The sequence below is a fragment of the Streptomyces sp. NPDC023838 genome (assembly GCF_040639555.1).
Classification (GTDB): Bacteria; Actinomycetota; Actinomycetes; order Streptomycetales; family Streptomycetaceae; genus Streptomyces.
The window spans coordinates 232,753-246,347 of the sequence record NZ_JBFAAD010000002.1; the positions used below are offsets into that span (position 1 = coordinate 232,753).

11 protein-coding genes are annotated in these 13,595 nt (G+C 72.2%); 4 read left to right on the plus strand and 7 right to left on the minus strand.

Translation table 11 applies throughout. From position 1 onward, the window contains the following. Nucleotides 1–39 precede the first annotated feature (39 nt). Nucleotides 40–744 (plus strand): gamma-glutamyl-gamma-aminobutyrate hydrolase family protein, encoded by a 705-nt coding sequence (locus AB0G17_RS03340; RefSeq protein WP_361374964.1) that lies wholly within the window; start codon nt 40–42, stop codon nt 742–744. A 33-nt stretch (nt 745–777) separates the two neighbouring features. Here the strand turns inward: AB0G17_RS03340 and AB0G17_RS03345 are convergent, their stop codons facing one another. Continuing rightward, nucleotides 778–1,743 carry a LysR family transcriptional regulator gene (locus tag AB0G17_RS03345; RefSeq protein ID WP_361374966.1) on the minus strand — a complete coding sequence of 322 codons (966 nt, stop codon included), beginning with the start codon at nt 1,741–1,743 and terminating at the stop codon, nt 778–780. A 70-nt stretch (nt 1,744–1,813) separates the two neighbouring features. Here AB0G17_RS03345 and AB0G17_RS03350 point away from each other — a divergent pair, with 70 nt between their 5' ends. Next, the gene (locus AB0G17_RS03350; RefSeq protein WP_361374968.1) at nt 1,814–2,911 is read left to right on the plus strand and encodes a TDT family transporter; all 1,098 of its coding nucleotides are present in this window, start codon (nt 1,814–1,816) and stop codon (nt 2,909–2,911) included. Here AB0G17_RS03350 and AB0G17_RS03355 read toward each other — a convergent pair. The 4 genes from AB0G17_RS03355 to AB0G17_RS03370 form a co-directional block, all read right to left on the minus strand. Continuing rightward, a complete protein-coding gene (locus tag AB0G17_RS03355) occupies nt 2,880–3,614 on the minus strand; it encodes a helical backbone metal receptor (RefSeq protein ID WP_361374970.1) in 735 nt (244 codons plus the stop codon). The genes AB0G17_RS03350 and AB0G17_RS03355 overlap by 32 nt on opposite strands. Then, on the minus strand, nt 3,614–4,165 hold the full coding sequence (locus AB0G17_RS03360) for a helix-turn-helix domain-containing protein (RefSeq protein WP_361374972.1): 552 nt from the start codon (nt 4,163–4,165) through the stop codon (nt 3,614–3,616). The genes AB0G17_RS03355 and AB0G17_RS03360 overlap by 1 nt, the downstream gene beginning before the upstream one ends. A gap of 213 nt (nt 4,166–4,378) precedes the next feature. Continuing rightward, complete coding sequence (locus tag AB0G17_RS03365) at nt 4,379–6,175, minus strand: ABC transporter permease/substrate binding protein (RefSeq protein ID WP_361374974.1); 1,797 nt, start codon at nt 6,173–6,175, stop codon at nt 4,379–4,381. Then, entirely contained in the window at nt 6,168–7,232 is a 1,065-nt protein-coding gene (locus AB0G17_RS03370; protein ID WP_361374976.1) for a betaine/proline/choline family ABC transporter ATP-binding protein, read from the minus strand. Before AB0G17_RS03370 ends, AB0G17_RS03365 begins: the two co-directional genes overlap by 8 nt. A gap of 385 nt (nt 7,233–7,617) precedes the next feature. Between AB0G17_RS03370 and AB0G17_RS03375 the strand changes: the two genes are divergently transcribed. Both AB0G17_RS03375 and AB0G17_RS03380 read left to right on the plus strand, forming a co-directional pair. After that, on the plus strand, nt 7,618–8,526 hold the full coding sequence (locus AB0G17_RS03375; RefSeq protein WP_361375334.1) for a 5'-3' exonuclease: 909 nt from the start codon (nt 7,618–7,620) through the stop codon (nt 8,524–8,526). 192 nt (nt 8,527–8,718) lie between these two features. Further along, entirely contained in the window at nt 8,719–9,558 is an 840-nt protein-coding gene (locus AB0G17_RS03380; protein ID WP_361374978.1) for a siderophore-interacting protein, read from the plus strand. A gap of 79 nt (nt 9,559–9,637) precedes the next feature. Here AB0G17_RS03380 and AB0G17_RS03385 read toward each other — a convergent pair whose 3' ends face one another. After that, the gene (locus AB0G17_RS03385) at nt 9,638–12,472 is read right to left on the minus strand and encodes a DEAD/DEAH box helicase (RefSeq protein ID WP_361374980.1); all 2,835 of its coding nucleotides are present in this window, start codon (nt 12,470–12,472) and stop codon (nt 9,638–9,640) included. A gap of 132 nt (nt 12,473–12,604) precedes the next feature. Further along, entirely contained in the window at nt 12,605–13,558 is a 954-nt protein-coding gene (gene tatC / locus AB0G17_RS03390; protein ID WP_361374982.1) for a twin-arginine translocase subunit TatC, read from the minus strand. Nucleotides 13,559–13,595: the final 37 nt, after the last annotated feature.

Sequence of the window (13,595 nt, forward strand, 5' to 3'; positions counted from 1 at the left end):
ACGTCAGCAAGTGATCGACAGCACGAGAGGGAGAACGCGGTGGGACGGCCACTGATCGGTGTCAGCACATATCTGGAGGGTTCGGTGCGCTGGGGGGTGTGGGACTGGCCGGCCGCCCTGCTGCCCGCGTACTACCCCCGCCTGGTCAAGGCCGCGGGCGGCCTCACCGCGATGCTCCCGCCGGACGACCCTGAGACGGCCGCGGAGGTGGTGGCCCGGCTCGACGGCGTGGTCATCGCGGGAGGCCCGGACGTGGAGCCGGTACGGTACGGGGCCGCCCGCGACGCCCGGACCGGGCCGCCCGCGCCCGAGCGGGACGCCTGGGAAACCGCCCTGATCGAGGCCGCGTTGGCGTCCGGGACGCCGCTGCTCGGCATCTGCCGGGGGATGCAGCTCCTGAACGTGGCGCTCGGCGGCACGCTCGTCCAGCACCTGGACGGGCACACCGGAGGCCACGGCGTCGTCGGCCGCCACACCGTGCACCCCGTGCCCGGCACGCGCTACGCGGAGGCCGAGCCGTACGAGACGTCCGTGCCGACCTACCACCACCAGGCGGTGGACCGCCTCGGGGACGGCCTGGTGGTGTCGGCCCGCGCGGAGGACGGCACGCCCGAGGCGGTCGAACTCCCGGGCGCGGACTGGGTGTTGGGCGTCCAGTGGCACCCGGAGCTGGGCGAGGACACCAAGGTGATGCGGGCGCTGGTGGCGGCGGCACAGGCCCGGGCGGCCGTGACGGTGTCCTGAGCCGCCGCGCGGCCGCCGCCGGTCGCGGAACCCTCAGCCCGTCCCCGTCCCCGTCCCCGTCCCCGTCCCCGGCCCCGACCGCGTCAGCGACAGCAGGTCGCGGGCCGGGCCCGTGGGGCGATGGGCGGTGCGCCAGACCGCGCGCAGGTCGCGGCGCAGCCGCAGCCCCTCCAGGGGGATGCGGACCAGCCGGCGGCCCGCCAGCTCCTCCCCCAGGGCGAGTTCGCTCAGGACCGAGGGGCCCGCGCCGCTCACCACCGCCGCCTTGACGGCCGTGGTGGAGGCGAGCTCCAGGAGCGGGCGGGCCACCCCGCCCTGGTCCGCGAGCGCCGCGTCCAGGACCTGCCGGGTGCCCGAGCCCTCCTCGCGCAGGATCAGCGGGGTGGCGGCCAGTTCGGCCGCGCGGAGCGGGGCCCGGCGCCGGGCCCACGGGTGCGAGGGCGCGGTGACCACCACCAGGCGGTCGTGGCCGATCACGGCCCCGTCGAGCCCGGCCGGTACGGTCAGGCCCTCCACGAACCCCAGGTCCGCCTCGTCACCGAGCAGCCGCTCGGCCACGAACGCCGAGTTCCCGGCGAGCAGCGAGACGGCCGTGCCGGGGCGCTCGCCGCGCAGCGCGATCAGCCAGCCGGGCAGCAGGTACTCGGCGATGGTCATGCTCGCCGCGACCCGCAGGCGCGAGTCGCGCCGCCCGCGCAGTGCCTGAGCGCCCACGTCGAACGCCTCCGCCGCCTCCACCACCCGCCGCGCCCAGTCCGTCACCAGCGCGCCCTCGGCGGTCAGCCGGGAGCCGCGCGGCGAGCGGTCGACGAGGGCGACGCCGAGGTGGCGCTCCATCGAGCGGATGCGGCTGCTCGCGGCGGGCTGGGTGATCCCCAGGTCGCGCGCGGCGCGCCCGAGGCTGCCGTGCCGGGCGACCGCGATCAGCAGCTCCATCGCGCTCAGATCGGGCACCCGCTTCGACAGCGGACCGGCGTCCTCCGCACTGCTCTTACTCATAAACCCAGCTTATGTCCCCATAGGAAGATCGGGTCTGGTGACCCGCTCGAACCGGCGCGAAGGTGGATGCATGGTCACCCTCACCCACCCCCGCGCCCACGCGCCCGCCGCACGCTTCGCACCCGTGCGGCACCTCGGCCCCAACTGGTACGCCACGGTCATGGGCACCGCGATCATCGCCGGCGCGGGCGCCGGGCTGCCGTTCCGGGTGCCGGGGTTGACGATGGTGTGGGCCCTGTCGCTGACCATGCTCACCGTGCTCGTCGCCGCCCGCGCCGCACACTGGCGCCACCACCGCGACCAGGCCCGCGCCCACCTCATGGACCCGGGCGTGGCCCCCTTCTACGGCTGTATGTCGATGGCGTTCCTGGCCGTCGGCATCGGCACCCTCACCGTCGGCAAGGACGCGATCGGCGAGGGCGCCGCCGTCCCGCTGGCCTGGGTGCTGTACGCGATCGGCACCGCGACCGGCCTCGCCGTCGCCGTGGCCATCCCGTACCTGATGGTGGTCCGCCACGAGGTCGCCCCCGGCGCCGCCTCCCCGGTCTGGCTGCTGCCCGTGGTGGCCCCCATGGTCTCCGCGACCCTCGGCGCGCTTCTGGTCCCCCACCTCCCCGCCGGCCAGGGACGGGAGGCGATGCTGCTCGCCTCGTACGCGATGTTCGGCATGAGCCTGCTCGCCGTCATGGTGCTGCTGCCGCTGGTTTTCGCCCGGCTGGTGCACCAGGGCCCGCTGCCCCTGGCCCTGACCCCGGCCCTGTTCCTGGTGCTGGGCCCCCTCGGCCAGTCCACCACCGCCGTCAGCAAGCTCGCCGACGTGGCCTCCGGCGCGATCGGCGCCCCCTATGCGAACGGTCTGAACGTCTTCGCCGTCGTCTACGGAGTACCCGTGATGGGCTTCGCCCTGATGTGGCTGGCCCTGGCCGCCGCCATGGTGGTCCGCGCGGCCCGCTCGGGGATGCCCTTCGCGATGACCTGGTGGGCCTTCACCTTCCCCGTCGGCACCTGCGTGACCGGCGCCGAGGGCCTGGCCCACCGCACCGGCCTGGCCGCCTTCACCTGGCTCGCGTGCGGCCTGTACGCGCTGCTCGCCGCGGCCTGGCTGGTGGCCGGCGTCCACACCGTACGCGGCCTGCTCAGCGGCGGGCTGCTCGCAGCGCCCCGCTGAGCGCGCCCGGCGCCGCCGCCAGTGACGGCCCGTACCACGTGAGCATGCGGCCGTCGACCAGCGCGGCCGGGAGGTGGGGGAACGCCTCCGGGCCGTCGTCGGCGGTGAAGCGGTACGGCTCGTCGGGAAGGACCAGCAGGTCGGCCCCTGCGGCCCTCAGCTCGTCCAGGGGGACCTTCGGATAGCGGTCGGCGTGGGTCGCGTACACGTTGTCGACGCCGAGGCGGGACAGCAGGTCGCCCGCGAAGGTGTCGCGGCCCAGGACCATCCAGGGGCGCCGCCAGACGGGAACCACCGCCTTCACGGGCGCGGGCGGCCGTTCGACCGCCTCCCACGCCTCGCGCGCCTCGTCCAGCCAGCGCGGCCGGGCCAGGCCGCAGGCGTCCACCAGGACCCGGGCCAGCTCCGCGAACGCCTGGTCCAGGTCGCGGACCTCGGTGACCAGGACCTCCAGCCCCGCCGCGCGCAGTTCCGCGAGATCGGCGGGCCGGTTCTCCTCCTCGTTGGCGATCACCAGATCGGGGCGCAGGGCGGCGATCGCGGCGGTGTCCGGGTTCTTGGTGCCGCCGATCCGTACCGCGTCCAGTCCGGCCGGGTGCGTGCACCAGTCGGTGGCGCCGACGACCAGCCCGGGGGCCGTGGCCGCCACCGCCTCGGTGAGCGAGGGCACCAGCGAGACCACCCGGGGACCGGGGCGTGCCATCAGTGGCGGGTCTCCTCGATGGCCTCGATGTGGTCGGCGACCGCGACGAGCAGGATCCGGGTGCCGGGCACCGCCGCGCGCCAGCGGTGGCGCACCCCGCCGGACAGGCACAGCGTGTCGCCGCGCTCCAGCCGGTAGGCCCGGCCCTCCGCCTCGACCTCGGCGGCGCCGTCGGCCACGTACATCAACTCGTCGTTGCGGTGCTGGAACTCGCGCGCGGTGTCGTGCTCGCCGGTGAACTCCATGGCGTGCAGCTGGTGGTGGCCGCGCAGCAGCTGGCGCACCCCGCCGCTGTCGCTGTCGTCGGCGCGCGCGACCTCGACCGTACGCGCGGTGTCGGCCGCGTCGTACAGCTCGGGGACCGTGGTGCCCAGGGCGTCGGCCACGCGCGCGAGGGAGCGGGCGCTGGGGCGGGCCCGCTCGTTCTCGATCTGGCTCAGGAAGGGGACCGAGAGGCCGCTGCGCTGCGCGACCGCCGCGAGCGTCAGCCCCAGCTCACGGCGGAGCCGCCGCACCGCCACTCCCACCCGAAGAGTTTCCTTGTCGTCCATCTCTCCGGCTCCTCCCCGTCACCTGGACCACTGCGGCCGCCGCACTGCATGCACCCTACGCAGCTTCGGCGCCCGGGGGCACCATCGCGCGGAAGAAGAGTGCCCGCACGGCGTGCTGGGCATACCTGCACGGATGGGGCCCCGCCGGTGTCCGGCGGGGCCCCATCCGTGTGTGCGGGCGGCTCAAACCCATCGCCCGTTGTGGCTACGCGGCTAACCGCCGACGGGCGTCCACTTGTCCGCGAGGCCCGGGTTCTCGTCGAGCCAGGCGCGGACCGCCTGCTGCTCCTTGCCCTTGCCGGTCGACTGGATCTTCGCTTCGAGACCGGTGAGCTGCTTCTCGGTCATCTTGAAGTTCTTCAGCCAGGCGCCGGCCCTCGGGTTGTCGTCCGAGAAGCCCTTTCGGGCCAGGGTGTGCACCCCGTCGCCCTTGCCCCAGCTGCCCTTGGGGTCCTTGAGCTTCTTCAGGTCGTACGTGCTGTACGCCCAGTGCGGCGACCAGAGCGTCACCGCGATCGGCTCCTTCTTGGCGTACGCGCGCTTGAGCTCGGCCAGCATGGACGGCGTGGAGCCGTCGACGACCTTGTACTCGCCGTCCAGGCCGTACTCCTTGAGGACCTTGTCCTTGAGCAGGCCCATCATTCCGGCGCTCGGCTCGATGCCGATGATCCTGCCCTTGAACTGGCCGGACTTGCCCTTGAGGTCATCGAGCGAGTCGACGCCCTTCATGTACGAGGGCACGCTGAGCTCCAGCGAGGTCGGCCCGTACCAGGAGCCCAGGTCCTCGAGCTTGTCGTGGTACTTCTGCCAGTACGTGGCGTGGGTGACCGGGAGCCAGGAGTCCGTCTCGAAGTCGATCTGGCCGCCCGCCATACCGGTGTAGAGCGCGCCCGCCTCGTACTGCTTGGTGTCGACCTTGTAGCCGCGCCGCTCCAGCAGCTCCTTCCAGAGGAAGGTGGAGGCGATGCCCTCGTCCCAGGGGATGTAGCCCAGGGAGACCTTCTTGCCCTTGCCCACGTTTTCGGCGCCGGAGGCGGTGGCCGTGGACGAGGAGCCGAACATGCCCATGCCGCCGGCCACCAGCGCGAGGACGACCACGCCGACGACCGCGACGGCGGGCTGCGGGCGGTAGTTCCACAGCTTGGCGCCGGATGTCCTGGCGCGGGCCAGCGCCCGGCGGCCGACCGGCGAGACCTGGCGGCCGAGCGCGCCGGTCATCCGGTCCAGGTACATGGCGAGGATGACGATGGAGACGCCCGCCTCGAAGCCCAGGCCGATGTCGACGTTGCCGATGGCCCGGTAGACCGCGCCGCCGAGGCCGCCGCCGCCGACCATGCCCGCGATGACGACCATGGACAGGCCCAGCATGATGACCTGGTTGACGCCCGCCATGATGGTGGGCAGCGCCAGCGGGAGCTGGACCCTGAGCAGGGTGTTGCGCGGGGTGGTGCCGAACGCCTCGGCCGCCTCGACGAGTTCGGGGTCGACCTGGCGGATGCCGAGCTCCGTCATGCGCACGCCCGGGGGCAGCGAGAAGACGATGGTGGCGATGATGCCGGGGACCACGCCGACGCCGAAGAAGATGATGCCGGGGATCAGATAGACCATGGCGGGCATGGTCTGCATGAAGTCCAGGACCGGGCGACTGATCGCGCTGACGGTCTTGGAGCGGGACGACCAGATGCCGAGCGGCACCGCGAGGGCCAGCGTGACGAGGGTCGCCACGAGGACCAGCGACAGCGTCGACATGGCCTCGTCCCACAGCTCGATCGAGTCGATGAGCGCGAACCCGCCGAAGGCGAGCACACCGGCGACCAGACCGCGCAGCCACCAGGCGACGACGGCGAGCATGCCCGCGAAGAGCAGCGGGTGGGGCGCGGACAGGACGGCGTCGATGCCGTCGTACATGCCGTTGACGACCTTGGTGATGGCGTCGAACAGCCAGGAGAGGTGGTTCTGGAGGAAGGTGACGGCGCTGTCCACCCACTCGCCGAGAGGGAGCCTAGGCACGGGCCACCTCCTGCATCGAGCAGGCGACCGGCCCGCGCTGGTCGTCCCCCAGGAAGGCGATCAGCCGCTCCTGCGGTACGACGCCGAGCAGCGACCCCTCGGTGTCCATGACGGCCACGGGGTGCGGCACGCGCGCGGCGACCGCGCACAGGTCCGCGACGCTGGTGTCCGCGGTCACGGTCTCGCAGTCGCAGGACCCGGCGTCGGGGCGGTGCGGCTCGGTCATCACGGACAGGGCCGTGAGTACCCGGGAGCGGTCGACGTCCTGGATGAACGAGGCGACGTAGTCGTTGGCGGGGGTGAGGAGGATGTCCTCGGCGCTGCCGAGCTGGACGATCCGCCCGTCGCGCATGACGGCGATGGAGTCGCCGAGCCGCATGGCCTCGTTGAGGTCGTGGGTGATGAACACGATGGTCTTCTTCAGGCGCTTCTGGAGTTCGAGGAGCTGGTCCTGCATGTCGCGCCGGATCAGCGGGTCGAGCGCGCTGAAGGACTCGTCCATGAGGAGCAGGTCGGCGTCGGTGGCGAGCGCCCGGGCCAGGCCCACGCGCTGCTGCATGCCGCCGGAGAGCTCGTCCGGCCACGAGTCGCCCCAGCCGGACAGGCCGGTGAGCTCCAGGGCCTCGGCGGCGCGCTTCAGGCGCTCGGCGCGCGGCACGCCCTGGACCTCCAGGCCGTACGCGGCGTTCTCCAGCACGCTGCGGTGCGGGAAGAGCGCGAAGTGCTGGAACACCATGCTGATCTTGGTGGAACGGACTGCGCGCAGCTCGCGCGGGCTCAGGCCGGTCAGGTCCTGCCCGTCGAAGAGCACCCGTCCCGAGGTGGGCTCCAGGAGCCCGTTGAGCATCCGCAGCAGCGTGGACTTTCCGGACCCGGACAGACCCATGACGACGAAGATCTCGCCGGGCTCGACCGTGAACGACGCGTCGATCACCGCCGCGGTCGTCCCGTCGGCCCGCAGCTCGTCGCGGTCGGCGCCGCCTTCGAGCTTGCGCACCGCGTCGTCGGGTCGTCTGCCGAACACCTTGTAGAGCTGCTCGGCTTGCAGCGTGGACACATAAACCTCACGGGTAGAACTGAGAACGGCCCGCATCCCCCGCGGGCGGGCCGTGGAGCGGCGCGGATTCGGTCCGTCGCCCTGTGTATGCGGTTCCGTAGTGGTTGAAACCGATACGAGGGTCCGCTCCGGCGCCGCGCCTGCCCGGCTTTACCCGGGGCAAACGCGATGGTGACCCAGCTCACTGCGTACGGTGAGCGTGGGCCGGGCGGTGCCGGGCGGTCGAGCGGTGTCTTCCGGTCGCGCGGTGACTGTCAGTGGGGTGGCTGTCAGTGGGGTGACTGTCAGTGGGGTGGCTGTCAGTGGGGTGGCTGTCAGTGGGGTGGCTGTCAGTGGGATGGCTGTCAGTGGGGTGCGGCATCATCGGGGTGTGACGCGACGCCTGATGCTCCTCGACACCGCTTCCCTGTACTTCCGGGCCTATTTCGGGGTCCCCGACACGGTCCGGGCCCCGGACGGCACCCCGGTCAACGCCGTGCGCGGCCTGCTCGACTTCATCACCCGCCTGGTCCAGGACCACCACCCGGACGAGCTGGTCGCCTGCATGGACGCGGACTGGCGCCCGCACTGGCGCGTCGAGCTCATCCCGTCGTACAAGGCGCACCGGGTGGCGGTGGAGACGGCCGAGGGCGTCCCGGACGAGGAGGAGGTCCCGGACACGCTGGCCCCGCAGGTGCCGGTGATCGAGGCGGTTCTGGACGCGCTGGGCATCGCCCGGGTCGGGGTCGCGGGGTACGAGGCGGACGACGTGATCGGCACGCTGGCCGCGGCGGCCCCGGGCCCGGTGGACATCGTCACGGGCGACCGCGACCTGTTCCAGCTCGTCGACGACAAGCGCGGGGTGCGGGTCCTGTACCCGCGCAAGGGCGTCGGCGACTGCGACGCCATCGACGAGGACCTGATCCGTACGAAGTACGGAGTACGGGCCGATCAGTACGCGGACTTCGCGGCCCTGCGCGGCGACACCAGCGACGGCCTGCCGGGCGTGAAGGGCATCGGCGAGAAGACGGCCGCGCAGCTGATCACGGAGTACGGCGATCTGGCGGGCGTGCGCGCGGCGGCCGTCGACCGCACCTCCCGCCTCACCCCCGCCAAGCGCCGGGGCATCGTCGAGGCCGCCGCGTATCTGGACGTGGCCCCGAAGGTGGTCCGGGTGGCGCTCGACGTGCCGCTGCCCGCGTTCGACCCGGCGCTGCCGGCGGAGGCGCTGCTCCCGGAGACGGTGGACGAGCTGGCGGAGCGCTGGGGGCTGGGGGGCTCGCTGACCCGGCTGCTGGCGACGCTGGGGCGCTGAGGCCGGGGCCCGGGAGCCGGGGGCCCGGGAGCCGGCCCGGGAGCCGGCCCGGGAGCCGGGAGCCCGGGAGCCGGGAGCCGTTAATGAGGGTGAGCCCAGATGGCCGGGATGCTAACTTAGGCAAACCTAAGAAGAGCAGACGGTTCAGCGTGCCGGGCAGACGAGCCTGGCACACATCAGGGGAGAAACGCTGTGGCAGAACGACCGGCCCGCAAGGGGCCCCGAGCCCATGAGACGCACGTGGTGCGCACGGAGTGGATCACTCCGCACATGGTCCGGGTGGTCCTCGGGGGCGCGGCGGCGAGCGGCTTCGCCGTCGGTGAGTACACCGACCACTATGTGAAGCTGCTCTTCCCGGCGCCCGGGGTGACCTACCCCGAGCCGTTCGACCTGGAGCGCGTGCGCGCCGAGTTCCCCCGCGACCAGTGGCCGAGCAACCGGACGTACACGGTCCGGGCGTGGGACGCCGAGCGGGACGAGCTGAGCATCGACTTCGTGGTCCACGGTGACGAGGGCCTGGCCGGCCCGTGGGCCGCCCGCGCCCAGGTCGGCGACGTCATCCGCCTCTCCGGCCCCGGCGGTGGGTACGCCCCGGACCCGGCCGCCGACTGGCACCTCCTGGTCGGCGACGAGAGCGCCCTCCCGGCGATCGCCGCGACACTGGAGCGGATGCCCGAGGGCGCGGTCGTGCACGCCTTCGTCGAGGTCCCGGGCCCGGAGGAGGAGCAGAAGATCCTCGCTCCCAAGGGCGTCGAGGTGACCTGGCTGCACCGCGCCGGGGCGCCGGTGGGCGACCCACTGCTCGCGGCGGTACGGGAGCTGGTCTTCCCCGAGGGCGACGTCCACGCCTTCGTCCACGGCGAGGCGGGCTTCGTCAAGGAACTCCGCCGCCACCTGCGTCTGGACCGGGCCATCCCTCGCGACCGCCTCTCCATCTCCGGCTACTGGCGCCTCGGCCAGAGCGACGAGGCCTGGCGCGCGGTCAAGCGCGAGTGGAACGAGCAGGTGGAGCGGGAGCAGGAGGCCGCGTAACGGAACGCTGCAACGGAGTGCGAGGCCCCCGCCGGTAGCAACCGGCGGGGGCCTCCCGCATCCGTACGCACCTGTCGCGTCAGCCCACCGAGCTGTACGCCACCACGCCTCTCAGCAGCGCGTCCACCGCCTTGCGGGCGTTCTTGGCGACCGTGCTGCCCGCCGAGGAGCCGGGGGCCGCCGCCGCGATCTGGCCGAGTACGTCGATGACCTGCTTGCACCAGCGGACGAAGTCGCCCGCGGGCATGTCCGCCTCGCGCAACACCTCGTCCAGGCCCTGGCCCGAGGCCCACTGGAAGGCCGCCCAGGCGAAGCCGAGGTCGGGCTCGCGCTGGCCGACGCCCTCCGCCTGGTTGATCCTGTGGTCCTCCTCCAGCGCGTCGAGCCGGCCCCAGATGCGGACCATCTCGCCGAGCGCCGCCTTGGCCGCGCCCGAGGGCAGCTTGGGCGCCACCGCGTCGTCGGCCTGACGCGCCTCGAACACCAACGCCGAGACGCACGCGGCCAGTTCGGCCGGGCTGAGGCCCTCCCAGACGCCCGCGCGCAGGCACTCACTGGCCAGCAGGTCCAGCTCGCCGTAGAGCCGGGCCAGGCGGCGGCCGTGCTCGGTGACCTCGTCGTCGCGCAGATAGTCCAGCTCGGTCAGGAGCGCCACGATCCGGTCGAAGGTGCGGGCGATGGTGTTCGTCCGCCCCTCGATGCGCTTCTCCAGTTGGCGGGTGTCCCGCTGGAGGCGGTAGTACCGCTCGGCCCAGCGCGCGTGGTCCTCGCGCTCGTCGCACCCGTGGCACGGGTGGGCGCGCAACTCGGCGCGCAGCCGGGCGATCTCGCGGTCGTCGGCGGCCTCGGCGCGGCCCCTGCGGTGCCGCTCGGGCACGATGTGGCCCGCCTTGGTGCGCAGCGCGGAGGCGAGGTCGCGGCGGGACTGCGGCGAGCGCGCGTTGAAGGACTTGGGGACCCTCATCCGCTCGATCGCCTCCACCGGCACCGGGAAGTCGATCGGGGCGAGCCGCTTGACCTGCCGCTCGGCGGTGAGCACCAGCGGGCGAGGCCCGTCGTGCTGGTCGAAGCCGCGGTGGCCGTTGGAGCGCCCGGCCGGGATGCCCGGGTCGAGCACGAGCGCGAGCCCGGCGAACTTCCCGGTCGGCACGTGGATCACGTCGCCCGGCTTGAGCTTCTCCAGGGAGGCGGCCGCGGCGGCCCGGCGCTGGCTGGCGCCCTGCTTGGCGAGCTCCGTCTCGCGGTCCTTGAGGTCGCGGCGCAGCCGCGCGTACTCCTCGAAGTCCCCCAGGTGGCAGCTCATGCCCTCCCGGTAGCCCTCCAGGCCCTCCTCGTTGCGCTGCACCTGACGGGAGATGCCGACGACGGACTTGTCCGCCTGGAACTGGGCGAAGGAGGTTTCGAGCAGCTCGCGCGAGCGGTGCCGGCCGAACTGCTCGACCAGGTTCACGGCCATGTTGTACGACGGCCTGAAGCTGGAGCGCAGCGGATACGTGCGGGTGCCCGCGAGGCCCGCGAGGGCGCCCGGGTCCATCCCGCGCTGCCAGAGCACCACGGCGTGGCCCTCGACGTCGATGCCCCGGCGCCCGGCGCGGCCGGTCAGCTGGGTGTACTCACCGGGGGTGATGTCGGCGTGCTGTTCGCCGTTCCACTTCACCAGCTTCTCCAGGATCACCGTCCTGGCGGGCATGTTGATGCCCAGGGCGAGCGTCTCGGTGGCGAACACGGCCTTCACCAGGCCGCGCACGAACAGCTCCTCCACGACCTCCTTGAAGGTCGGCAGCATGCCGGCGTGGTGGGCCGCGATGCCTCGCTCCAGCCCCTCCAGCCACTCGTAGTACCCCAGCACGTGCAGGTCCTCGCCGGGGATGGAGGCGGTGCGCTCCTCGACGATCTCGCGCACCCGGTGGCGCGCGTCCTCGTCGTTGAGGCGCAGGCCCGCGTACATGCACTGCTGGACGGCGGCCTCGCAGGCGGCCCGGCTGAAGATGAACGTGATGGCGGGCAACAGGCCCTCGGCGTCCAGCCGTTCGATGACCTCGGGGCGGCCCGGCGTCCAGATCCGGGAGCGCTGGCGGCGCTCGCGCTCGCGGTCGGCCTCGCGGACCATCTTGCCGCGCCTGCGGTCACGCGGGTTGTACGTCTTCTGGTTCTCCATCCGGGCCATGCGCAGCAGGTCCGGGTTGACCTCGCGCCGGGCGCCGCCGCGGCCGCCGTGGTCGGTGGACTCCTCGAAGAGGTCGTACATCCGCCGCCCGGCCAGCACGTGCTGCCACAGCGGGACCGGGCGCTCCTCGGAGACGATCACTTCGGTGTCGCCGCGCACGGTGTCCAGCCAGTCGCCGAACTCCTCCGCGTTTGAGACGGTCGCCGACAGTGACACCAGTGTCACCGACTCGGGAAGGTGGATGATCACCTCTTCCCAGACGGCGCCCCGGAAGCGGTCCGAGAGGTAGTGCACCTCGTCCATGACCACGTACCCGAGGCCCAGCAGCGACTGGGAGCCCGCGTAGAGCATGTTGCGGAGCACCTCGGTGGTCATCACGACCACCGGCGCCTCGGAGTTGACGCTGTTGTCGCCGGTGAGCAGGCCGACCTTGTCCGCGCCATAGCGTCTGACCAGGTCGGCGTACTTCTGGTTGGAGAGCGCCTTGATGGGCGTGGTGTAGAAGCACTTGCGGCCCTGCCTCAGGGCCAGGTGCACGGCGAACTCGCCGACGATGGTCTTGCCGGAGCCGGTCGGGGCGGCGACGAGCACACCCTTGCCGGCTTCGAGTGCCTGGCACGCCTCGATCTGGAAGGGGTCAAGATCGAAGTCGTACAGGTCGCGGAAGGGTGCGAGCGCGGTGGCCTGCTCGGCGGCGCGGAGCCGGGCAGCTGCGTACGCTTCGGCTGGTGAGAGGTCCTCTGTCATCTTGTCTTCGAGCCTACCCGGCACCTCTGACAGAGGTCCCGATCTTTATGGGGACGGGCTCGGTACGGGAGCGTGAACGCACGAGCGGCCGGGTGCGCGCCGTGCGCGCCCCGGCCGCTTCGCGGCGTGGGATCAGGTGATGTCGTCGTAGCCGTTGACCCGGCTGCTGGAGCGGCCGCCGTCGGCCTGCTCGGGCAGTGACGGGGTGGTGACCGGCTCGATGTCGCCGATGTCCGCGGGGGTGAGGTCGAGGTCGGAGGCCTCGTCGTCGGCGGGCTTGGCTTCCTCGCGTTCGCGACGGCGCTTGTCGTTGAGCATCGCCACACCGACGGCGATGAAGTAGAGGAGCACGATCGGGGTCGCCAGCGAGAGCATCGAGACCGGGTCGACGGTCGGGGTCGCGAAGGCCGCGAAGACCGTGACACCCATGATCATGCCGCGCCACCAGCCGAGCATCCTGCGGCCGGTGACCACGCCGCCGAAGTTCAGCATGACGAGGAAGAGCGGCAGTTCGAAGGAGAGGCCGAAGACGATGATCATCCGCGTCACGAGGTCGATGAGCTCGTTCAGCGGAAGAAGGTTGGCCACCCCGTCGGGGGTGAAGTCGAGAAGGACCTTGGCGGCGGCGGGCAGCACGTTGTACGAGAACCAGCCGCCCGCGACGAAGAGCGGGAAGCCCGCGGCGACGAACGCCAGCGTGTACTTCTTCTCGCTCTTGTGCAGGCCGGGGGCGACGAACGCCCACAGCTGGTAGAGCCAGACCGGGCTGGCGCCCACGATGCCCGCGACCAGCGACACCTTGATCATCAGGGTGAACGGCCCCATGAGGCCGGACATCGTGATGTTGCCGCAGGTGCCCGCGCCCTTCTCGGCGAGCTCCCCGAACGCCACCTTGCAGCCGACCGACTCCTTGATCGGCTGGGTGATCAGCTCGACGATGTCCTTGTAGTAGAACGCCGCCACCACGGCGCAGACCAGGATCGCGAGGAGCGCCTTGGCGAGCCGGTTGCGCAGCTCACGGAGATGGTCCGAGAGGGGCATCCGCCCCTCCGGGTCCTTCTGCTGTTTGCGGGCAGACTTCAGCAACCCACGTCCTCATCTCGTGCGGCAGGGCACCTTGGTG

Coding starts and splice junctions, on each gene's coding strand:
- AB0G17_RS03345 (WP_361374966.1), bottom strand. CDS start 1,743: ATGAGTAAGAGCAGTGCGGAGGACGCCGGTCCGCTGTCGAAGCGGGTG.
- AB0G17_RS03350 (WP_361374968.1), top strand. CDS start 1,814: ATGGTCACCCTCACCCACCCCCGCGCCCACGCGCCCGCCGCACGCTTC.
- AB0G17_RS03355 (WP_361374970.1), bottom strand. CDS start 3,614: ATGGCACGCCCCGGTCCCCGGGTGGTCTCGCTGGTGCCCTCGCTCACC.
- AB0G17_RS03360 (WP_361374972.1), bottom strand. CDS start 4,165: ATGGACGACAAGGAAACTCTTCGGGTGGGAGTGGCGGTGCGGCGGCTC.
- AB0G17_RS03375 (WP_361375334.1), top strand. CDS start 7,618: ATGCTCCTCGACACCGCTTCCCTGTACTTCCGGGCCTATTTCGGGGTC.
- AB0G17_RS03385 (WP_361374980.1), bottom strand. CDS start 12,472: ATGACAGAGGACCTCTCACCAGCCGAAGCGTACGCAGCTGCCCGGCTC.